The sequence below is a fragment of the Alicyclobacillus fructus genome (assembly GCF_017329605.1).
Classification (GTDB): Bacteria; Bacillota; Bacilli; order Alicyclobacillales; family Alicyclobacillaceae; genus Alicyclobacillus; species Alicyclobacillus fructus.
In genome coordinates this window covers 21,769-41,534 of record NZ_JAFMTY010000002.1, presented here as the reverse complement: position 1 = coordinate 41,534, position 19,766 = coordinate 21,769, and the positions used below count along the sequence as shown (strand labels likewise).

Below are 19,766 nucleotides of genomic sequence, written 5' to 3'. Positions count from 1 at the left end.
GAAGGGGCGCGGCCTTCTGTGCGTTCGATCACACAGAGCGTGGGGCCATGCGTGGCGTCCATCGATTGTTCAAACATGTGACGAGGATGTGACGAGAGGAAAACAGCCGTGAATGGTCACGTCGAACGAGGCAGGATGATCGCATCTGAACGGGGAGAAACGCACGGGACCGTCGAGACTGACGGACTGTGCAACGAGGACACCGGCGCGCGGTGCCCTTACGACGTACCGTGTACGATGAGGGACGGCGTCTTTGCCTGTGGCGACACCTCGAGCTTGTCCCACATCCCTGCGAGGGCATGTCCGGGGACTCCACACACGAGCGCGTACGTCCCCGGCCGGGAGACCGTGAACACGACATCGACCTGCGTGCCCTTGGGACTTCCCTGGGATGGATTTGGCGTCTCGGCTCCAGGGAACGCGAGCAGGCTGGCATCGAAGCTCGCGCGGGCGCGATCCTTCTCAGGCACCACCATGGCGCTGTGCGGCGTCAAACTTGCGTTTTGAAATTTCATGGAAACGCTCCAGCCCACCGGCACCACGAGCGTCATCTCACCGTTGGCATAACCGTCGAAGTTCATTCCGCCGTTTGCGCTGCCATCGCCGGCAATGACAGTCCACTCGACCCGGTGTTGCTTCGCGTCCCACGTGACCAGGTCGGATGGTGACTCGGAACTGGAAGGCGTTGATACCCCGCACCCTGCGGCGAACGCCGCCGTCCCCAAAGCAGCCAGACAACACAACATGCGCTTCACATTCGCTCGCTCCTCGGTACGACTTGTCGATCACATCCATCCTAACACGCGCCGGGCCTCCGGCGACATGCGTTCCGGCGTCCATGGCGGATTCCACACCACACGAACGTCGACCTCCGCGACGCCGAAGGCGCGCGCTGCAGCCCATTCGACGGCCTCGATCAACGTCTCGTGAGCCGGACATCCTGGTGTCGTCATGGTCATCTCGATGACGAGTCGTCCCTCCTCGGGTTCTTCCATGCGATAGATGAGGCCCAGGTCGATGACGTTCAGGCCGAGTTCAGGATCGTATACCTCACGCAGACGGGTTTCCACCTCTCGCAAATCAATCACACTTTTCCCTCCTTCCTTGCCGCGCGCCGAAACACGGACGACATGTGGAACGCGAAGACGCCGAGGCTGGCCGCCACCATCCAGGCACCTGCCTCACACAGCCAAGCTGCGCCAAACGGGGCCCCCAAGCCCACCCCCGTCGCTCCTAACGCCATGCCTCCAATCACAAACCGCGCTGAGGACACATCAAGCAGATGGGAGATGAGAACACTCGATCCCGTCCGCTTCGTACCGGCGAATCGCCGCGTCCAGGCGAGAAAAGGCACGATCTTGTAGGCTAGTGAGACGACGGTCAGGGAGACGAATCCAAGGAGCGCGAAGGGTACCAATCCCCGCCAGATGGCAGCATCCCGAAAGGACGTCACATGCCAAGCGAACCCCATCGCCCATAGCACGCCGAGCGCAAGCGCGGCCAGAACGCCACGAATGGGTGCCTCGACTCGCCTGCGAACGCGCCTCTTCAAGATCTGCCGCACAGCCAGCGCATGGGTCAGGAAGGCCGCGACGACGCCAAGCGCCGATACCAGCCCGATCGCAAGACTGGGTGCCCAACTCCACACGACCAGCGCGTAGAGCGCAAACAGCGATGCCCAAAAGGCCCACTGTTCGTAGCGGGTGTCGTAGCCGTGCGACAGCGTGAACATAGGCACGAGCTTGTAACTGAACCCAAAGATCAAGAATCCGAAGAATCCCCCGCCCGCTAACAGGATGTGCGTCGCCAGGATGGCCATCTGTTCCGCCTGAGCGGCTGGCCAAAGATTCGCGTCACCGAGAATCAGGGTGACTGCAGCGGCAAGGGCCAGCGCGAGGTGCAAGTGAGCGAAGAACACAAAGCGCCACATCGGACCTCGATCGCGAGCGCGAAGCAAGGATACCATCATGTTCCCGCAGAACCCGTACAACACTGCAGCCATCCAGGCTCCGAAGATCACAATTCCGGCTGGCCACCATGCTGCGAAGCTCGCCAGGAAACCGACGAGCCCCACCACATGTGCGTAGAACAGGACGCGGGCCCATCGAACGCTTGCGATGGGCACAAGAAACGCAACGGTTGAAAGCTGATATACGGCGCCCATGACGAAGGACATCAACCCACCCAGGGTCAGCAGATGCGTCAACGTCACGCCGGCAGGCGCACCCGGGGAAAACAGCACCCCGCGGTTGACCTGCCAGGCGAGATCGCACGCAAAAAGCAGAAAGCAAACGAGTCCGACCGCCATGTACCGCAAGGGCAACGTGACTGGCGGAGACTGAGCAACAGGTCCTGGTCCGGTCCCCGTGAGCGGCCGCGACGTCGAGTCTGCCAAATGGCTCACCACCTTCCTCGTGACGTCCATGCCCATCGTTCCTGAAGGACATCTCAGAACTCGTTCAGGACCTCATCCCCCTTGGAAAAACGCCCGGTTGATCTCAATCCAATGCCGTTCGTCTTCCGGCACGTTTTCTTCGTGGAAGATGGCAGATACGGGGCAAACGGGCTCGCACGCCCCGCAGTCGATGCATCGAGCCGGATCAATCAGATAGGTGGCTCCGCCGTCGTGAATCGCGTCCACGGGGCAGACTTCGACACAGTCCGCTGCCTTTTCGCCAATGCAAGGCGACGTGATGACGTACGTCATCGTGATGACCCCCTTCGGCGCATCTCGCCTGCAAGCATCATACGCCCCGTGACAAAGGCAAAGCGTGCTCAAGATCACAGCTCTCGTGAGTCGGTTGTCGCACAATGGTTGATGCAGGGCGTGGAACTACCGTCAGGAGGGATCGCTATGCGGAGGGTTGTCGTACTCGATGTGCGGGAGATCCTTTTGAAAAAAGGAGAACCGTTCCAGTTGATCATGGAGCACGTGGATGCGCTCGTGCAGGACGACGTGTTCGAGCTTCATGCCACATTCAAACCTGCGCCGCTCATTCGCTTTCTCTCACAGCGCGGATTTCGTCACGCAGTGCGGAGATTGGCGGACGATCACGTCGTATCCCAGTTCACGAAACGCGTGAGGTCCCAACCTTACTGGTATCTCGACAACCGAGGTCTCGAGCCGCCGCAGCCTATGCTTCGGACCCTCGCCCTGTTGGACGAAGAGCCGCAATTTCAGGCAGGAGCCATGGGATTGGAAATCTGGAACGATCGCGTCCCCGTCTTCCTCCTCCCCGAGGTCGACGCTCGAGGCTTTGAATATGAGATCGCGGAAGACGAAGAAGGCGTGCGCCTGAGCCTTTACAAATCCCCGAATTCAGGCACCTGAGTCGGAGACCCGCGGGCGGATCGCGTTGATCCGAAGGGTGGTCAGGCGTATCATGGCGCTCGACGGAAATCTGCGGGGAAAACGGCGAATGGAGTGACGACATGCGACGGGCAGCGAAGGTCGGGATCGTGACGGCCGCGGTGGCGCTCGCGGCGGGCATCGGCGGCGCGGCACTCGTCGAAACGCGGCACGGGAGCGAAACGCCGAGCGCCCCTCTCGCCCGCGTGCCGGGGCCAAATGGCGTATACACGCCCATCAGCGCGCTGCAGGCGCGAATTCCGAAGGGCGCGCGCGTGGATCGCTTCACGCTAAACGCCGAATATCGAACCATCCGGATTCACGGCCAGGCCATCCGGGCCATGACCTTCAACGGCACCGCGCCGGGCCCGCTGCTCGTGGCGCACCAGGGCGACGTGGTGGAGGTCACCGTCCACAACCACCTGTCGGTGCCGCTCACGGTGCATTGGCACGGCCTGCCCGTCCCAGGAGCAGAGGACGGCGTGCCCGGCGTCACGCAGAATCCCATCCCGCCCGGGGGCAGCTACGTCTATCGATTCGTGGCCAACGAGGCCGGAACGTACTGGTACCATTCGCACGACTACAGCTTCGAAGAGGTGGGACTTGGGCTCTACGGCGCCATCGTCATTCTGCCGAAGCAGAACCCGTACCCGGCCGATCGCGACGATACCCTGGTCCTGCACGAGTGGCCGACGGAGTCCACCGCGCGCGCGATGATGGCGAATCTCACCAAAGGCCAGGACGGCCAAGGCGCCATGAACGGCATGAGCGGGATGATGGGCGCGCAGGGCGCGGCGAGCGGATCCGCCGCCATCCAACGCATGCTGCCCGGCCCGCCGCTTGAGACGCACGGCTTCGCCGTGACCGCGGACGACGTGGCGGCGCTCGACGAAATGGCCGGCATGTACGGCGCGTACACGGTCAACCAGAACGCCGACGGCACCACCGTCTTGCCCGCGAAACCGGGCGATCTCGTCCGGCTGCGCATCGTGAACAGCGGCAACATGACGCATCTTCTGACCCTGGTGGGCGCGCCCTTCCGCGTGGTGGCGCTCGACGGCCACGACATCTCGAACCCGGGCTGGCTGCAGAACGTCCTCTTGCCCGTGGGCGCGGCGGAGCGGTACGACATCGAGTTCCGCGTGCCGGCATCCGGAGCCGCATACCTCGTCTGTGCCGATCCCGACGCCACCGCCCGCCAAGAGCTGCGCGCGGCCGTCGGCTCGCCCGGCGCGTGGTCGCACTTCCAGGGCGTCAGCCTGAGCCAGCTCCAGCGCGAGCCGTGGTTCGATTTCACCGATTACGGCAGCGGGCACCTGCCGGGCGAGACCGTATTTCGCCTGAACGAACGCTATCAGGTCCGCTACACGATGAAGCTTGGCGTGGGCATGTCCGCAGATAGCATGGTCTACACCATCAACGGCCGGGCATTTCCCGACATCCCACCCATCGTCGTCCGGACCGGCGACAACGTGCTCGTGCACATCGTGAACGACAGCCCCTACATCCACCCGATGCACCTGCACGGCCACGACTTCCAGGTCTTGACCCGGGATGGCCGCCCCGTCAAGGGAAGCCCCATTTTTCTCGACACGCTCGACGTGTTCCCGGGCGAGACGTACGACATCGCGTTCCGCGCGGACAACCCCGGGCTTTGGATGTTCCATTGCCACGATCTCGAGCACGCCGCGTCCGGCATGGACGTGATGGTGCAGTACGCGGGAGTCACCGATCCGTATCCCATGAACGAGATGTCGGAGTAAATCAGCGGGCATCGAACCGCAGAGGAGGAGTCAAGCCATGGGCAAGCGCCGCCACGAAGCGCTGCAACCGCTCTCCCGCCATCACCACTACGCGCTCGTCGTCGCCATGCATCTGACGCGCGAAGAGCAACCACTCCCCGATCTCCTGGCGGAGTTGCGCCGCTTTTGGGACAACGGCGGACAGGCGCACTTTCGCGAGGAGGAGGAAATCCTGCTTCCTGCGTACGCCAAGTACGGAAGCCTGGATCGCGACGAGATCGCCCAGATGCTGCTCGATCACGTCCGGATCCGCAGCCTCGTGAGCCGCGCGCTCGACGATGGCGACACCTCCGTGCTGGCTGAATTGGGATCGGCCTTGCGCGCGCACGTCCACTTGGAAGAACAGGTCATCTTCCCGCTCATCGAGGAGACGCTTCAAGAGCCGGATCTGACGCGGTTGGCGCCGTTTTTCGAAGAGCATCGAGCGTCCTCGCCGTACGCGAAACCCGAGCCAGATGCGGACGCCTGAAGCGCCCGGCCGGGGCGGCGCCGCCGGCCTCACCGCTTCAGCGTGCGAATGACCTCCAGCAGGTGGTCGATCTCGTCCATTCGAGCCCGCCGCTCGTCTGCACCGCCCTCGAACTCGTCGGGATTGGCCTCCTCCAGCTTATGCCGCCGGTGCTCGAGGGCACGCGCGACATGCCGGATGGCATCCTGATAACCGCGCTCCGCTTCCGTCTCCAACGCACATCCTCCTTGCGCACCGCCTACCTGGCGATGGTCAGTTGGCCTCGTATGAGACTCAGCATACCGCATTCGGAGTCTGTTGTGGCGGCGACATGGGCATCAGCTGCTCGGAGGATCGGGAGGATGAGTCTCGTTGCGCTCGTCGCGTGGAGCGTCGCCCCACAGGTCGCTCAGGCTCACGCCCAGCGCCTCCGCGATGAGCCCGAGTTTGGACGCGTTGCTGCCGCGCGCACCCGACTCAATGGCGTAAATGTAGCTCACGCTCACGCCGGCCTTCTCCGCCAACTCGCGGACTGACAACCCGCGCAATTTGCGATAGTATCGTAAGCGTTGGGCAAGTTCCGCCACGCGAACCACTCCGTTACATTTCTACGATTGAAAAAATCATATCAGAATTCGCGGCTGGGCGGTAGTGGGATTTTTCGATGGAAGAAGGGGTTGTCCGTGGAGCGTGTAGACGGCGCCGTTTTTCGCCTCTCCATGAACGACTGGGATGCGCTGGACGCGCTGTACCGCCAGTGCGCGGGCTGCCCGGACTGGCCGCGGGACGTCCGCGATCGTCAAGCGTGGTTGAAACTCATGGAGTCCTGGCAGATCGGAGCATGGCTGGGAGACGCGGCCGTCGCCATCGCCATGGCGCTCGAGGACTGCCCGGTGGGCTATGCGGCCATCACGCTCGCGTTCGACAACGACCCGGCCCTCGGGCGCGCAATGGAGGTGGGGACCTTCATCGCCCCGAGTGCGCGCGGCACAGGATTGAACGCGCAGCTCAAACACTGGGCGAAGGACGAAGCTTCGCGACTTGGCGCGAATTGGCTCGTGGCCTGCATCCCGGTCCATCACGCCCGCGCCGCACGGGCGTTCCTGAAAGTCTATCCCGACGCGACTGTATACGAAGGAGAACCGAATCACCCGTGGTGGGCGTACTGGAAGCGGCGGTCGTTCGCCGCCGGAGAAGCGGTGCGCCTGTTTGCCCTTCCGATAGCATGAAAATGCACACCATCCGTCATTGATCCCTTCCGCGTTTTTGTCTACATTTGTGTAGAACGTCACACATTTGTGGACACCGCCGAAGGGAGCTTGGCCCATGAGCCTTGGACAGCGCCTTCGCCAACTTCGCGAAGAGCGCGGCTGGACACTGGCCCAGGTGGCCGCGGCCGCAGGGCTTTCCGTCAGCCACTTGAGTGCAATTGAAAATGGGACGCGCCGAAACCCCTCGTTCCACATTGTCGCGAGACTCGCAAGTGTGTACGGCGTGCCGATGGAATCGCTCGTGGACGATGCGGACCGGAGGGCGTCGGTTCAACTCAGCGAGGACGAAGAAGAGGCGCAGGCGTCGTACATGGATATGGCGCGCCGGCTCGCCGAGGCCGACGCGCTCTCCCACCCTGCGCGACTGCTGGAGGTTCTGGCGGCCTATTTGCGCGAACGGGAGCAGGCGTATGAGGCGAAGCCGCGGACCCAAACGAATAGGGCGGACAGCCAGAACGCCGAGTCTCGGGATGCTGCTCTGCGGCCCTTGCCGGATAACGGCAACCAAGGCGGCAAGAGCCACGAGGAGAAAGACGAATCCGAAGGCGAATGAGCTGCCCTCCACCGCGCCCAAGCGTATCAAGCTTGAGTAGGGTTTGCCTCGGGGGATTGCCAAGGTAAAGGTAAGAGAGAAGAGACCTCACTGTCGACAACAAAATCCCCGCGTTGCAGCGCGGTCAGAGGAGTGAGGTCTCTTGAGGTCTCTGATGTTGGTTATTCGACGCGCCTTCTTCGCTTTCCTACACGCGTGGTCGACTTTGGCTGCTCCTGCTCACCCATGTAACTTCTCGGTCCGGGAAGAAAACGTGGTGGGAGCGCTCACCACGGCCGCCGGGGAACGGATTCAACAGGTACTCGAGGTGCGGAACGAGTGGTTAGCGGAGCAACGGGATAAGCGTGAATGGGATTCGTGGTCATTTTGGGAACTCGGCGAGTGTGCATGAATTTTAGCAAGTGAAGCGCTATGTAGACGAAGCGCGAGCAAGTTATGGGCAATCTCGCGCGCTTTCAAGAGCTCGCCTTGTGAATGTTCCCTTCTCCTCAATCTCCCGCTCCAGCTCACGCAACAAATCCGTCATCCCCGGGATCTTCAATGCAGATGCTTCTTAAGTTCTTCAAGCTCTTCGCGTGACAGTCCAGTCGCCTTTTCAATTACTTTCGTAGGAACACCTTCTGCAAGCAGGTTATTCGCAATTTCGCGTGCTTTTAACCACTCACCTTTTTCGACAAACTCCTTCTCCAGTTCCTTGAGGAAATCCGTCATCTCCAACACCCTCACGTACCTGTTAATGCACGTTCTTGCGAATCTCTTCCGCGTCTTGCTCTGACAGTCCCGTTAACTCTATGACATCGGAAATTGAAGCTCCCTTACGGAACATGCGTTCAGCAATCTCCCGAGCTTTCAACCACTCGCCCTTTTCTACAAACTCTTTCTCCAGCTCCTTTAGAAAGTCCGTCATCTCCAACACCCTCCTCGGTTGTTGCTTCTGTTCATCCGCCATCACACGTCCGCTGAAGCCGAGAATCAGCGCCGCCAAATAGTTCTGTTCATGCCCATCTGGCAAGCGCTGCACAACCTCGATGATCTCCTCAAACGCCTCATCCCGCGTCCGGCGCTCAAACCTCATGTGGAACGCGAACGCCAGCCGCACCCGGTCTTCCTCCGTCCACTCATGCGCGGACAGGTGGCGCTTCACGATCTGCAGCGCCGCGTCCCCGTCTAAGTGGCTCAGGTACACATTCTCGACGGTGTATTGCATACTCCCGGCGTCCAATTCCGACGGCGCCTCGGTCACGTCGCGCGTATACAACACCACCGTTCGGATCGGCCGCTTGTACCGCTCAGGGCAATCGCCCAATCATATGCACCGAATCGGTACAGATTCGGCTCCCGCGTCGTCTGGAACTCGAGATGCAACAGGCGGCCATCGGCCAACTCCAACATGATGTCCGTGAACTCCTGTCGCACCTCGACCTTTGGCAACTCCGTCGGCAATGCGCGCACCACACGCGCGTTATGGATACCGATGACCGACAGCACCTCGCCTGCCAACGCGTTGGTCAGGTGTTTCGCCACAATATCATTTCCGGTTCGTGCAATCTCCATCGTGTTCGTTTGCCTCCAGTATACCGCGCCGCTCTCCCTTTGCACGATCAAGCTTCAGTAGGGTTTGCTTCAGGGAGGGGGTTCCAAGGTAAAAGAGAAGAGACCTCACTCTCGACAACAAAATCCCCGCGTTGCAGCGCGGTCAGAGGAGTGAGGTCTCTTGAGGTCTCTGATGTTGGGTATTCGACGCGCCTTCTTCGCTTTCCTGCCCGTGTGGTCGGCGGTGCAAGAGTTGGCTGCTCCTGCTCACCCGTGTAACTTCTAGGTCCTAGAAGAAAACGTGGTGCGAGCGCTCACCAAGGCCGCCGGGGAACGGATTCAACAGGTACTCGAGGTGCGGGACGAGTGGTGACAGCATTTGGACGCGTCTGGGACTGGCGTCACGTAGAGAGGTTGCTGGCTCGGGACGGATGGCGCAGCACGGGCGAAGCAAGAGGCCGACAGGTTTCCAGGCGATGCAAGGAGCAGACGCGCTGGTGCGTGAGCGGAGGCTCGTGCGAATGGGTAAACCCTGCAGGCGATTGCACCGCCCGAGCATGTGAAGCCCACAAAGAAGCCCGTCGTGCCGACGCAAGTCCCCGTGAATGAAGCAGACATCGCGCGCAAGTGGAGGATGCGGAAAGATGGCTTTCGACGCATATACCAGCACTGGTCGGCCCGCAGGCCCGCATGCGGGCCGACCATGGGTCAAGTACGTGCTTCGTGAGCTGGTGCGGCTTCGCACACCATTGGGTGACCACTTGGCGCGGTGAGGCCCTACGATAACCTGACGCACACCACCGCGCCCCACCGAGTTGACTGCACCGCGCTGGCTTCGTAACATGGCACAGAGGACAGTGCGTAGGAGGGCCGGTATGGCGAAACAGGACAAGCAGTTTGTCAAGGAAATCACGCCTCAATCCGAGGACTTTTCCCGCTGGTACATCGACGTGCTCCAGAAGGCCGAATGGATGGACTACGCGCCGGTGCGCGGCTGCATCGTCATTCGCCCGGACGCATACGAGATTTGGGAGCGGTGCCAGCGCGAGCTGGATCGGGAATTCAAGCGGACGGGCCACCGCAACGCGTACTTCCCCCTCTTCATTCCGGAGAGCTTTTTCGAAAAGGAAAAGGAACACGTGGAGGGTTTCAATCCAGAGTTGCCGTGGGTGACAGAAGCGGGCGGAGACATCCTTGAGGAGCGGTTGGCCGTGCGGCCGACGTCCGAGACGATGTTCGGCCACATGTACGCCCAGTGGATTCAATCGTATCGGGATCTCCCACTGCTTCTGAATCAGTGGGCGAACGTGGTGCGGTGGGAAAAGCGGACGCTTCCCTTTCTTCGCACGAGTGAGTTTCTCTGGCAGGAGGGCCACACGGCGCACGCCACCGAGGAGGAAGCCCGCGAGGAGACCATGCGCATGCTCGGCATCTACGCCGACTTCGTCGAGTCGTTCCTCGCTGTGCCGGTCATCCGCGGCCAGAAGACACCGAGCGAAAAGTTCGCCGGAGCGGTAGACACCTACACCATCGAGTCGCTCATGAAGGACGGCCGCGCGCTGCAGACGGCCACGAGCCATTATCTCGGCCAAAACTTCGCCAAGAGCTTCGAGATTCAGTATTTGGACCGGGACAATCAGCTGAAGTACGTCTACACCACGTCCTGGGGCATGTCGACCCGCATCCTCGGCGCCATTGTCATGGTGCACGGAGACGATCGCGGCCTCGTCCTGCCGCCGAAGCTCGCGCCGACGCAGGTCGTTGTGGTGCCCATCGGCCCCGCCAAGTCGCGTGAGGCCGTGGTCGCCAAGGCGCGCGAACTGTTCGAGGCACTTCAGCGCGCCGACGTCCGCGTCCATTTGGACGATCGCGACGACGTCAGCCCCGGCTGGAAATTCAATGAGTACGAGCTCCGCGGCGTTCCCATCCGGCTCGAGCTCGGCCCGCGCGATCTCGAGGCATCTCAGGCCGTCCTCGCCCGCCGCGACACCGGTGAAAAGCTGACCGTGCCGCTCGACGCCGTGGTCGATCGCGTCCTCGAACTCCTGCCCCAAATTCAGGCGGACATGTTCGACGCGGCCAAGCGCCGCCTGGAGGAGAATTCGCACGTCGCAGAGACGCTGGATGAGCTCGTCGAGATCATTCAGACGAAGCGCGGCTTCGTCCTCGCGGGCTGGTGCGGCGACGAGGCGTGCGAGCGCGCCGTCAAGGACGCCTGCACGGCCACGAGCCGGTGCATTCCGTTCCATCCGCCCGCGCAACCGACCGCCTGCGTCACGTGCGGCAAACCCGCCAAGCACCCGGTCTGGTTCGCAAAGTCGTACTAAAAAGGAGCTGCCTTCCGGCAGCTCCTTTTCCTCATTGCAGGCGATCCCGGGCGTCGTGCGCTTCGTCCCGGATTTCCTCGCGGAACCCTTCAATCGCGCGGCGGCGACGCTCGTTCTTGGCGACCAAATTCCGCACGTCCTTCGGGTTCATCTCGTCCGCGTGCGCGGCCAGAAAGTCCTCCGCCTCGTGCAGGTTTTCCATGGTGTTGTGAATGGCCTCCTGCAGGCGCTCGACGTTGTCCGCGCGGTTGTCCGGATTCGGCATGCGCCATCTCCCTCCCTCGACCGATTGCAGTCCCTAATCTGCGCGGCGAGGGAGTCCTGCATGAGCGAAAGCTATTGGAAACCGGCCCTTGCGCGTTCCGCCGTCCGAAACGTCACTTCGAATCGTCGCCGCGCTTCGACGCGCGCTCTTCAAACGCGGCGTATCCGGCCATGGCGCCCAACAGCATGCAGATGAAGCCGAGAACGTAGCCGATGAACCAAAGCGCCGAGTGCGTCTTGTAGAACGCCGTGCTCGCCACCACGATGAGCGCGCCAAGCACGCCGATGGCGTACAGGTACCTGCGGACCTTGGCATCCGGCCGATTCATAGGACCGCGCTCCCTTCATTGGACCTCCGCGAGCCAAGGATAATAAATCACGTCGCCATTCTCAAACTGGACCGCGAGGCGCTCCTCGTGAAGCCAGTGCGGATCGTACCGCTGTCCGTCGCGCCTGGCCTCGGCGAGCACCTCCGACCGGGTGCGAAACGCGCAGTCGCCCGACTCCGGCCGCCAGGACATCTGCCACCACTTGCCTTCATGTTGAAACCAGGCGATTCGCCAGGCGTCGTGCCGCCAATAATAGGACGTGAGAAGCTCGGGCTCGGGGTGCGCCAGAAGGAGCTCGTACGCCTGAGCGCGCGCTTTGGCCGGATCGCGCAGGATGAAATCCAGCCAAGCGTGCCGCTCGCCGGGCTCAAGGCGGGGCTTGAACTCGCGGAACGCCTGTAGCAGGGCGTAGCGCACCCCGGCGAGCTGAATCGGCGCTTCTTCGGCCTCGGTCAGGCGGCGCAGCCAGGTGTGAAGATCTTCGGCCGTGGCACCCTCGCGCACCGGCAGATCCATGGCGCGCTCCGACAGGCACAGGCGCACGTCCCGGTACAGGCTTGCGCATCCCTTCGCCAACAGCTGATGGGCGACGTTCACGGGCATGGGATCCCCTCCTTGGCGCCGTCTTGCCGCCGTCACGGCGCGTCGAACACAATGATGTCCCGGCCGAAGAACGGGTTTTGGATGGCGTCGGGCGCCTCGTCGAGCGACAGCCTTCGCCCTGCGACCACGTCCGGTTGAATTCGGCCCTCCGCCGCCATCTGAAGCAGCGCCTCCACGTCCTCCCGCCGGGAGCCGAAGCTGCCGACCAGCGCGGCGCCTTTGCGCGCGAGCTTCGCAAACGAGACGGGCATGTCGCCCGCGGGCATGGCCACCGTCGCGAGCTTGCCGCCCGGGCGCAGGACGTCGAGCGCGAAGGCCACGCCATCCGCAAACCCGGAAGTGTCAAGCGCAAGCCCCAGGCCGCCTTTGGCCATCCGCCTCAGCCGGCGCCCGGCCTGGCGCGGATCGTCCCCCAGTGTCACAAACTCGTCCGCGCCGCAGACGAGCGCGAGCGCCCCCGCGTCCTCCCTGCGGCTCAACACGGCGACCTGCGGCACCCCGAGCGCCTTCGCAATCTGCACGGCCGCGAGCCCCAGCCCTCCGGTGCCGAGAACGAGCACCGCCTCTTCCTCCGCCGCGCCGGCCGAAACCATCGCCCGGTACGGCGTCGCGTAGGCGTCCACCAGGATGGCGGCCTCGGCCGGATCGAGCCCCTCCGGGCGGCGCAGGACGTTCTGCGCGGGCACGGCCACATATTCGGCGTCGCCGCCCGGGCGCGTGAAGCCGATGACGCCCTGATGCGGGCAGAGGTGCTCCTCGCCGCGCGCGCACGCCGCACACTGGCCGCAGGGCACAAACGGGTGCACGACAATGGCGTCCCCAGGCGCGAATCCCGACACGCCTTCGCCGAGCCGCGCCACCCGTCCCGCGATCTCATGCCCCAGCACCACCGGATACGACGTCCCAAACGGCGCGCCCTCGCCGCGGACGAGCTGCCGGTCGCTCCCGCAGATGCCGCACGCCTCCACCTGCACGAGCACCTCGCCGGGTCCGGGCTCCGGCATCGGCACCTCCGCGACCCTCAGGCCATTGTCCGGGTCGTACACCAGCGCGCGCATGTCACTCGGCCCTCTTCTGCGCCCGCTCGCGCCGGCGCGCCTCGGTGAGGAGCGCCTCCGCGATGGTCATCTTCTGCATCTCGAGGGTGCCCTCCTCGAACCAGAGCGACCGCGCGTCGCGGTACAGGCGTTCGACGGGGCTTGTCACCGCGTAGCCAATGCCCCCGTAGAGCGAGAGCGCCCCGTCCGTCACCTCGCCCACCATGCGGATGGCGTTCGCCTTCGCGATGGCGGCTTCCAGCGAGATGTCGCGGCCCTGATCGTACTTGTACGCCGCGTCGAGGCAGAGGAGCCGCGCCCCCTGAATCGCAATCTGCATCTCCGCCAGCCGCATCTGCACCGCCTGACGGCTCGCGAGCGCCTTGCCGAACGTGGTGCGGCGCCGGACGTGATCGAGCGCGCGGTCGAGCGCCTCCTGCGCGAGGCCCACGGCGCTCTGCGCGATGCAGGCGCGGCTCTGATCCAAAAAGCCGCGCACGGCCACGCCGAAGCCCTCGCCGATCTCGCCGAGCACCTCGTCCTCGCCAACTTCGCAGTTGTCAAACTCGATGATGGCGTGCGAGCAGCCCTTGTCGCCCATCATGTGCGGCATGGGCGTCAGTTTCATGCCCTTGCGGCCCTGCGGCACGAGGAACGCCGTCAGCCCCGTGCGACCCGCGCCGCCTTCCATCTTCGCGATCACGGCGATGACCGCCGCCTCCTCGGCGAAGGTGATGAGGTGCTTGCGGCCGTTCAACACGAACTTGCCGTTCTCGTAGGTCGCGATGGTGCGCAGATCGATGCCCGTGCCGTTGTCCGGCTCAGTGAGCGCAAACGCGACGAGCGCGCCCTCGTTCACGAGCTTCCCGAGCCAGTAGGCCTGCTGCTCGCGCGTGCCCTGGGCGACCGTGCGCCAGATGCTGTTGTACGCGTGCACCATCATGCGGATGGTGCCGTGCATGTGCGAGACTTCCTCGAGGATGGGGAAGTAGAGGCCGAGGGGCAGCCCTTCGCCGCCCACCCACTTGGGCTGCGTCAGCTTGTGGAAGCCAAGCTCCCGGATCCGCGCCCACAGCGCCTCGGGGATGCGCTCGTCGCGCTCGATTTGCGCGCCCCACTCGGCGCCTTCCTCTTCGCGAAACTGAATCACCCGGTTTCGGATCTCGTTCGCGCGCGCGACGAGATCGGCGTCATACGAAGGAAACGACGGCGCGATGGCGTCCCGCGCCGACGGGTTCAAGATGTCCATGCACGATCCTCCCAGAACGATCCCTTCTCATCGAACCGAGTGGGGCACCCGCGAAGTCCGGCGGGCGCCCCACGGCTCACACGTTGGCCTCTTTGCCCTCGGCCTCGAGCCGAAACCGCTCGCGCAAATCTTTCTTCTTGATCTTGCCGGAATGCGTCTGCGGGAACTCGGTCATGAATTCGAGCCTGTCCGGGAACTGGAACTTCGCGAGCCCCTGCGCCGCGAGGAATTCGCGCAGCTCCTTCAGCGTGAACGGCTTCGCGCCCTCCTTGAGGATGACGCAGGCCACCGTCTGCTGGCCGAGCGTGGGATCCGGCGCGCCGACCACGGCCACGTTCTGCACGGCCTCGTGCTTGGAGATGGCGTCCTCGACCGTCTTCGGATCGATCTTCGTGCCGCCGCGGTTGATGATGTCGTCCGCCCTGGCGATGAAGATGAACCGCCCGTTCTCGTCCTGGCGCAGGATGTCGCCCGAATGGAACCAGCCTTCCTCGTCCCACTGGCGGTGCGCCGCCTCCGGATTGTGATAGTACCCCGCGCTGAAATTCGGCCCGCGCGCCCACATCTCGCCCGGCTCGCCCGGCTTCACGTCGCGGCCCTCCTCGTCCACGAGCCGGACCTCCGTGCCTGGGATGACAAAGCCGACGGTGGACGACAGCGCCTCGAGCGGATCGTCCGGGCGCGTCGCAGTCGCGAGGAAGCCTTCCGTCCAGCCGAACATGCACCCGACCTTGATGCCGCTGTCGCGCTGAAGTTGCTCGAGCACGGCCTTCGGCACCGGGGCTCCCGCGTAGATGAACAGCTTGACGCTCGAGGTGTCCGCCTGCTTGAGGTTCGGTGCGTTGGCGACGTGGATGACGTGCGGCGGCGCGCCCACCAAGTACGACGGCTTGTACTTCTCAATCCAGTCGATCACGCGGCTCGCGGAAAACCTGTCGAGCAGCATGATCCGCCCGCCGCTCGCGACGGTCATCATGACGCCTGCGAGCATGCCGGTCTGGTGGCAAATCGGCGCGAGACAGAGCACGGCCTCGCCCGGCTGATAGCCGAAGTTCTTCGCGTACGCGCGCGCGGCCCACAGGTAATTGGCGTGCAGGTGCACCACGCCCTTCGGCGATCCGGTGGTACCGGAGGTGAACACCATCAGGAACGCATCGAGGGGCTCCGGCTTATTGGCCGCAAGCTCGGCTTCCGAAAGCTGCTTGCCGGCCTCGCGCAGGCTCGCAAACGTCGTCGCGCCCTCAGGCGCCCTTTCGGCGTCGCTCTGGACGACGATGTGCGCGAGATCCGGAAGCTCCGGCTTCAGGCTCACGGCCATGTCGTAGAGCGACTCGCCGCGGAAATAATCCGCGATGATCCACACCTTCGCCCGAGACGTGCGCATGCTCGAGATGATGGCCTGGCGGCCGAGATCGATTTGCAGCGACACGCCGATGGCGCCGATGCGTGCGGCCGCGAACACGGCCACGACGTAGTCGAGGGCGTTCGGCAGCTGCAGGGCGACGGTGTCCCCCTTGCGCACGCCCATCTCGTACAGGCTTGCCGCCACGGACTCAATCTCCCACCACAGCTGCTCGTACGTCGCCTCGCGCGTCTCGTCTCGGTGGACAAACTGCGGATACTTCTTGACATCTTCGTAAAAGACGTCGACAAACGACTCCTTTGTCCAATAGCCCTTTTCGAAGTACAGCTTCGCACGCTCTTCGCTCAGCGTGCGGCCCGGAAAGTCAAACATCGCCACGCCTCCACTTCAGGGAGTTAGCGCCGTCATTCGGCCAGGCGGCGCTCGATGTAGTCGACCACGCCCGCCACCGTCGAAAGCTGGCCGAAGTCGGCCTCGGGGATCTCGATGTCGAACTCGTCCTCAAACGCGACGGCAAGCTCGGTGAGATCCAGCGAATCCGCGCCGAGATCGTCCACAAAGAGGCTGTCCGGCTTCACTTCGGATTCGCTCACCTGCAGCTGGCTCGCGACCACCTTGCGCACGCGCGCCTCGATATCTTCCCTGCTCAACGTTGCCATGTCGCATCTCCTTTGTTCAGAAGGTCAGAGTTGTGCGTTCAAAAGCGTTCAAAAGCTTTCAAAGCCGCCCGTGAGGAGCGTCAGGCCGCCGTCCACCCAGATGACCTGGCCGGTGACGAAGCGGCTGAGATCGCTCGCGAGAAACACGGCGACGTCCGCCACTTCTTCCGGCGACGCGAGGCGCCCGAGCGGCGTGTGCGCCTCGACGTCGCGGCGGTAGGCATCGTAGTGATCCGCTCCGTAGAAGCGGGCCGACTCGGTGTCGACGACGCCCGGGTTGATGGCGTTGACTGTGATGTTCTTCGGCGCCGCCTCGCGGGCGAGGTACCGGGTGAGCGCCTCGAGCGCCGCCTTCGCCGTGCCGAGCGTCGCGTAGTTAGGCAGCGTGAACTGGCTGCCCATGCTCGACATGGTGATGATCCGCCCACCGCCGCGGCGCTCCATCATGGGGATGACGCGCTGCGCCGCGAACACCGTGCTGTGGATCACGACCCGGTACGTGCGATCGAGGTGGTAGTCCTTCAGTTGCTCGATGGGCTTGAACGCCGACGCGGCGGCGTTCGCGACGAAGATGTCGAGATCGCCGAATTCGCGCTCAATCTGGTCAAACGCCTGGTTGAGCTCGTCCTGGCTCTCGAGCTCCGCCTTGACGACGAACGCCCGGCGGCCGAGATCGCGAATCGCCTGCGCCGTCGCCTCCGCCTCTTCCGGCTGGCGGCGGTAGTGGACCACCACGTCCGCGCCGTGCTTGGCCATCTGAATGGCGATGGCGCGGCCGATGCTGCGGCTCGATCCGGTGATGAATGCCCGTTTTCCCTCGAGTAACAACCGTTTCGCCTCCCCGGCTCATCCAATGTCATAGGCGGCCATCCAAGCTTCGCGGATGGCGCGCGCCGCGTTGATGTCGCGGCTGTCCTTCGCGCCGCCGACGACGTGCACGCGCACGTGCGAAGGAAGCTTCTCGGTCCACGCCGTGTCCTGCGGCACCTGTCCAGTGCAGAGCACGACCTGATCCGCGCGGACCAGTTCCTCGCGGCCCTCGCGCTCGATGCGCACGCCCTCCGGCGTGATCTCGCGCATGACCACGTTGGGAATGACGTTCACGCCGAGCCGCTGCATCTCCTGGCGCACGACCCAGCGCGTGCTGCGGCCAATGCCGCGCCCGATGCGATCGCTCCTGGCGAGCATGGTCACCGTGCGCTCGATGGGCTTCGGCACGGGCAAACCCTGCTCCTCGAAAAATGCCTCCGCCTCGGGCTCCATGCGGCGCCTCGTGCCGAGGAACACGGCGACGTCACAGCCGATGCCGCCCGCGCCGAGAATGACGATGTTCCGACCCGGCTGCACGCGGCCCAGAAGCAGATCCTGGTACGACACCACGTGCGGCAGGTCCTCGCCTGGGATCCCCGGCGCCTTCGGCTTGACGCCCACGGCGACGATCACGTCGTCGAACGCGGCGAGCTGGTCCAGGCTCGGCTCTGTCTGCATTGTAACAGTCACGCCCAAGCGTTCAAGCATGACCTCATAATACCGAATCGTCTCCAGAAACTCGTCCTTGCCCGGGATGCGCGAGGCGAGGCGGAACTGCCCGCCGAGTTCCTTGTCTCGCTCGAACAGCGTGACCTCGTGCCCGCGCTCCGCCGCCGCGCGCGCCGCCTCGAGCCCGGCCGGACCTCCGCCCACCACCGCGACGCGCCGCCTGACGGGCGCCTTGACGCGCGGCCTCAGCGCCTCCTCGCCCGCGCGCGGGTTGACGAGGCAGCTCACCACGCGGTACGGTTTCACGAGCGTGTGATCGAGGCACGACTGGTTGCAGGCGATGCAGACGTTGAGGCCGTCGCGATCGCCCTCGAGGATCTTCTTCGCGAACTCCGCGTCGGCGAGCCAGGGCCTTGCCGGCGCGATGAAGTCGAGGAAGCCGTCGGCCACGAGCTCGTTGGCCACCTCGGGGACGTTCAGGCGGTTGGCCGCCATGACGGGCACTGTCACACGCTGGCGCACCGCCGCCGCCACGGCCGCGAACCCGCCGCGCGGCACCACCTGCTGCACCGTGGGCACGGCCGCCTCGTGCCACCCGATGCCGACGTTGAGCGCGTCCACCCCGGCCTTCTCAAGCGCCTGGGCGAAGCGGAGCGTCTCCTCCTCCGTGGTGCTCCCGGGCATGCAGTCGAGCCCGGACATGCGGAAGATGATGGGAAATTCCTGCCCCACGGCCGCGCGCGCCGCCTGCACCACCTCGATGGGCAGGCGCATGCGCCGCTCGAAGTCGCCGCCGTACTCGTCGTCGCGGTGGTTGGTAATCGGCGACAGGAATTGGTTGAGCAGATAGCCTTCCGAGCCCATGATCTCGATGGCGTCAAAGCCGATCTCCTTCGCGGTCCGCGCCGCGTTCGCATAGCCCTCGATGGTACGGCGGATGTCCTCCAAGGTCATCTCGCGGGGCGTCTCGCGCGTGAGCCGAGACGGAAGCGGGCTTGGCGCCACCGCCTGCTGGCCAATCTCCCCTGAAAACGCATACCGCCCGGCGTGGTAGAGCTGAAGGGCGATGCGCCCGCCGACCTCGTGCACGGCCTTCGGCAGTTGCGCCAGCCGCTCCACGTGGCGCGGGTTCGTGAGCACAAACATGTGGCCGCCGCCCTCCGGCAGCACGCACGCGCCGCCCGTGATGATGAGCGCCGCGCCCCCCAGCGCGCGCTCGCGGTAAAAGGCGCACAGGCGCGCCATCATCTCGTCGTCGTCGTGCTCGAGGCCCATGTGCATGGAGCCCATGAGAATGCGGTGCGGAAGCTCCAGTGAACCAATCTTCCCCGGCTGGGCCAGCGCTTCATAGCGCCGTTTCATCCATCTCTCTGGCATGATGTCACCTCGTCCCGGCCGCGCACGTCCCGCGCGGCACGCATGTTTTCGCACCTGGTCTTATAAGCTGATATTAACACCTGGTATTGAATCCGTCGACCGAGCGGTGATAGAATGCTTATC

At 64.1% G+C, this 19,766-nt stretch carries 22 protein-coding genes and 1 pseudogene; 6 read left to right on the top strand and 17 right to left on the bottom strand.

Going from position 1 to position 19,766, the window contains the following annotated elements; genetic code table 11:
- Window positions 1-218 precede the first annotated feature (218 nt).
- Genes J3481_RS01050 through J3481_RS01035 form a run of 4 tightly spaced genes read right to left on the bottom strand, consistent with a single transcriptional unit; the run spans window position 219 to window position 2,707 of the window.
- On the bottom strand, window positions 219-746 hold the full coding sequence (locus J3481_RS01050; protein ID WP_206831169.1) for a sulfocyanin-like copper-binding protein: 528 nt from the start codon (window positions 744-746) through the stop codon (window positions 219-221).
- A 39-nt stretch (window positions 747-785) separates the two neighbouring features.
- Window positions 786-1,085: a metal-sulfur cluster assembly factor gene (locus J3481_RS01045; RefSeq protein ID WP_206831168.1), complete on the bottom strand. Its 300-nt coding sequence runs from the start codon at window positions 1,083-1,085 to the stop codon at window positions 786-788.
- On the bottom strand, window positions 1,085-2,425 hold the full coding sequence (locus tag J3481_RS01040) for a hypothetical protein (RefSeq protein ID WP_206831112.1): 1,341 nt from the start codon (window positions 2,423-2,425) through the stop codon (window positions 1,085-1,087). The genes J3481_RS01045 and J3481_RS01040 overlap by 1 nt, the downstream gene beginning before the upstream one ends.
- Before the next feature lie 42 nt (window positions 2,426-2,467).
- Window positions 2,468-2,707, bottom strand: a complete 240-nt coding sequence (locus J3481_RS01035) for an indolepyruvate ferredoxin oxidoreductase subunit alpha (protein WP_206831111.1) — start codon at window positions 2,705-2,707, stop codon at window positions 2,468-2,470.
- A 147-nt stretch (window positions 2,708-2,854) separates the two neighbouring features.
- On the opposite strand from J3481_RS01035, the gene J3481_RS01030 reads away from it, so the two are divergent.
- From J3481_RS01030 to J3481_RS01020, 3 genes are all read left to right on the top strand, one after another.
- Window positions 2,855-3,331: a DUF2249 domain-containing protein gene (locus tag J3481_RS01030; protein WP_206831110.1), complete on the top strand. Its 477-nt coding sequence runs from the start codon at window positions 2,855-2,857 to the stop codon at window positions 3,329-3,331.
- Window positions 3,332-3,432: 101 nt separating this feature from the next.
- Complete coding sequence (locus tag J3481_RS01025; RefSeq protein WP_206831109.1) at window positions 3,433-5,112, top strand: multicopper oxidase family protein; 1,680 nt, start codon at window positions 3,433-3,435, stop codon at window positions 5,110-5,112.
- Window positions 5,113-5,149: 37 nt separating this feature from the next.
- Window positions 5,150-5,620: a hemerythrin domain-containing protein gene (locus J3481_RS01020; RefSeq protein ID WP_206831108.1), complete on the top strand. Its 471-nt coding sequence runs from the start codon at window positions 5,150-5,152 to the stop codon at window positions 5,618-5,620.
- A 29-nt stretch (window positions 5,621-5,649) separates the two neighbouring features.
- On the opposite strand, the gene J3481_RS01015 is transcribed toward J3481_RS01020, so the two are convergent.
- A complete protein-coding gene (locus J3481_RS01015; RefSeq protein WP_206831107.1) occupies window positions 5,650-5,835 on the bottom strand; it encodes a hypothetical protein in 186 nt (61 codons plus the stop codon).
- A gap of 102 nt (window positions 5,836-5,937) precedes the next feature.
- Window positions 5,938-6,186 carry a helix-turn-helix domain-containing protein gene (locus tag J3481_RS01010; RefSeq protein ID WP_328702054.1) on the bottom strand — a complete coding sequence of 83 codons (249 nt, stop codon included), beginning with the start codon at window positions 6,184-6,186 and terminating at the stop codon, window positions 5,938-5,940.
- A 96-nt stretch (window positions 6,187-6,282) separates the two neighbouring features.
- On the opposite strand from J3481_RS01010, the gene J3481_RS01005 reads away from it, so the two are divergent.
- Both J3481_RS01005 and J3481_RS01000 read left to right on the top strand, forming a co-directional pair.
- Window positions 6,283-6,828 (top strand): GNAT family N-acetyltransferase, encoded by a 546-nt coding sequence (locus tag J3481_RS01005; protein ID WP_328702053.1) that lies wholly within the window; start codon window positions 6,283-6,285, stop codon window positions 6,826-6,828.
- 97 nt (window positions 6,829-6,925) lie between these two features.
- On the top strand, window positions 6,926-7,423 hold the full coding sequence (locus tag J3481_RS01000; RefSeq protein WP_206831104.1) for a helix-turn-helix domain-containing protein: 498 nt from the start codon (window positions 6,926-6,928) through the stop codon (window positions 7,421-7,423).
- 537 nt (window positions 7,424-7,960) lie between these two features.
- Here the strand turns inward: J3481_RS01000 and J3481_RS00995 are convergent.
- Both J3481_RS00995 and J3481_RS00990 read right to left on the bottom strand, forming a co-directional pair.
- A complete protein-coding gene (locus J3481_RS00995) occupies window positions 7,961-8,134 on the bottom strand; it encodes a hypothetical protein (RefSeq protein ID WP_206831103.1) in 174 nt (57 codons plus the stop codon).
- A gap of 22 nt (window positions 8,135-8,156) precedes the next feature.
- Window positions 8,157-8,977, bottom strand: a pseudogene (locus tag J3481_RS00990) (transposase).
- Window positions 8,978-9,831: 854 nt separating this feature from the next.
- On the opposite strand from J3481_RS00990, the gene proS reads away from it, so the two are divergent.
- Window positions 9,832-11,283: a proline--tRNA ligase gene (gene proS / locus J3481_RS00985; protein WP_206831102.1), complete on the top strand. Its 1,452-nt coding sequence runs from the start codon at window positions 9,832-9,834 to the stop codon at window positions 11,281-11,283.
- A gap of 31 nt (window positions 11,284-11,314) precedes the next feature.
- On the opposite strand, the gene tlp is transcribed toward proS, so the two are convergent.
- The 9 genes from tlp to J3481_RS00940 form a co-directional block, all read right to left on the bottom strand.
- Window positions 11,315-11,548 (bottom strand): small acid-soluble spore protein Tlp, encoded by a 234-nt coding sequence (gene tlp / locus J3481_RS00980; RefSeq protein WP_206831101.1) that lies wholly within the window; start codon window positions 11,546-11,548, stop codon window positions 11,315-11,317.
- 112 nt (window positions 11,549-11,660) lie between these two features.
- Window positions 11,661-11,876 (bottom strand): hypothetical protein, encoded by a 216-nt coding sequence (locus tag J3481_RS00975; protein WP_206831100.1) that lies wholly within the window; start codon window positions 11,874-11,876, stop codon window positions 11,661-11,663.
- Between the two features lie 15 nt (window positions 11,877-11,891).
- Window positions 11,892-12,479: a hypothetical protein gene (locus J3481_RS00970; protein ID WP_206831099.1), complete on the bottom strand. Its 588-nt coding sequence runs from the start codon at window positions 12,477-12,479 to the stop codon at window positions 11,892-11,894.
- A 32-nt stretch (window positions 12,480-12,511) separates the two neighbouring features.
- Window positions 12,512-13,537: an alcohol dehydrogenase catalytic domain-containing protein gene (locus J3481_RS00965; RefSeq protein ID WP_206831098.1), complete on the bottom strand. Its 1,026-nt coding sequence runs from the start codon at window positions 13,535-13,537 to the stop codon at window positions 12,512-12,514.
- A gap of 1 nt (window position 13,538) precedes the next feature.
- On the bottom strand, window positions 13,539-14,765 hold the full coding sequence (locus tag J3481_RS00960; protein ID WP_206831097.1) for an acyl-CoA dehydrogenase family protein: 1,227 nt from the start codon (window positions 14,763-14,765) through the stop codon (window positions 13,539-13,541).
- 76 nt (window positions 14,766-14,841) lie between these two features.
- Window positions 14,842-16,500 (bottom strand): class I adenylate-forming enzyme family protein, encoded by a 1,659-nt coding sequence (locus J3481_RS00955; RefSeq protein WP_206831096.1) that lies wholly within the window; start codon window positions 16,498-16,500, stop codon window positions 14,842-14,844.
- Between the two features lie 32 nt (window positions 16,501-16,532).
- The gene (gene acpP / locus J3481_RS00950; RefSeq protein ID WP_206831095.1) at window positions 16,533-16,787 is read right to left on the bottom strand and encodes an acyl carrier protein; all 255 of its coding nucleotides are present in this window, start codon (window positions 16,785-16,787) and stop codon (window positions 16,533-16,535) included.
- A gap of 48 nt (window positions 16,788-16,835) precedes the next feature.
- A complete protein-coding gene (locus J3481_RS00945) occupies window positions 16,836-17,615 on the bottom strand; it encodes an SDR family NAD(P)-dependent oxidoreductase (RefSeq protein ID WP_206831094.1) in 780 nt (259 codons plus the stop codon).
- A gap of 18 nt (window positions 17,616-17,633) precedes the next feature.
- The gene (locus J3481_RS00940; protein ID WP_206831093.1) at window positions 17,634-19,643 is read right to left on the bottom strand and encodes an FAD-dependent oxidoreductase; all 2,010 of its coding nucleotides are present in this window, start codon (window positions 19,641-19,643) and stop codon (window positions 17,634-17,636) included.
- Window positions 19,644-19,766 lie beyond the last annotated feature (123 nt).

Excerpts from the sequence above, each read along its gene's own strand:
- J3481_RS01020 (WP_206831108.1), top strand. The coding sequence starts at position 5,150 with ATGGGCAAGCGCCGCCACGAAGCGCTGCAACCGCTCTCCCGCCATCAC.
- J3481_RS01025 (WP_206831109.1), top strand. The coding sequence starts at position 3,433 with ATGCGACGGGCAGCGAAGGTCGGGATCGTGACGGCCGCGGTGGCGCTC.
- J3481_RS00970 (WP_206831099.1), bottom strand. The coding sequence starts at position 12,479 with ATGCCCGTGAACGTCGCCCATCAGCTGTTGGCGAAGGGATGCGCAAGC.
- acpP (WP_206831095.1), bottom strand. The coding sequence starts at position 16,787 with ATGGCAACGTTGAGCAGGGAAGATATCGAGGCGCGCGTGCGCAAGGTG.
- J3481_RS00975 (WP_206831100.1), bottom strand. The coding sequence starts at position 11,876 with ATGAATCGGCCGGATGCCAAGGTCCGCAGGTACCTGTACGCCATCGGC.
- J3481_RS01030 (WP_206831110.1), top strand. The coding sequence starts at position 2,855 with ATGCGGAGGGTTGTCGTACTCGATGTGCGGGAGATCCTTTTGAAAAAA.
- J3481_RS01000 (WP_206831104.1), top strand. The coding sequence starts at position 6,926 with ATGAGCCTTGGACAGCGCCTTCGCCAACTTCGCGAAGAGCGCGGCTGG.
- J3481_RS00955 (WP_206831096.1), bottom strand. The coding sequence starts at position 16,500 with ATGTTTGACTTTCCGGGCCGCACGCTGAGCGAAGAGCGTGCGAAGCTG.
- J3481_RS00965 (WP_206831098.1), bottom strand. The coding sequence starts at position 13,537 with ATGCGCGCGCTGGTGTACGACCCGGACAATGGCCTGAGGGTCGCGGAG.
- J3481_RS01050 (WP_206831169.1), bottom strand. The coding sequence starts at position 746 with ATGTTGTGTTGTCTGGCTGCTTTGGGGACGGCGGCGTTCGCCGCAGGG.
- J3481_RS01035 (WP_206831111.1), bottom strand. The coding sequence starts at position 2,707 with ATGACGTACGTCATCACGTCGCCTTGCATTGGCGAAAAGGCAGCGGAC.
- J3481_RS00995 (WP_206831103.1), bottom strand. The coding sequence starts at position 8,134 with ATGACGGATTTCCTCAAGGAACTGGAGAAGGAGTTTGTCGAAAAAGGT.
- tlp (WP_206831101.1), bottom strand. The coding sequence starts at position 11,548 with ATGCCGAATCCGGACAACCGCGCGGACAACGTCGAGCGCCTGCAGGAG.
- proS (WP_206831102.1), top strand. The coding sequence starts at position 9,832 with ATGGCGAAACAGGACAAGCAGTTTGTCAAGGAAATCACGCCTCAATCC.
- J3481_RS01040 (WP_206831112.1), bottom strand. The coding sequence starts at position 2,425 with ATGGACGTCACGAGGAAGGTGGTGAGCCATTTGGCAGACTCGACGTCG.
- J3481_RS00960 (WP_206831097.1), bottom strand. The coding sequence starts at position 14,765 with ATGGACATCTTGAACCCGTCGGCGCGGGACGCCATCGCGCCGTCGTTT.
- J3481_RS00940 (WP_206831093.1), bottom strand. The coding sequence starts at position 19,643 with ATGCCAGAGAGATGGATGAAACGGCGCTATGAAGCGCTGGCCCAGCCG.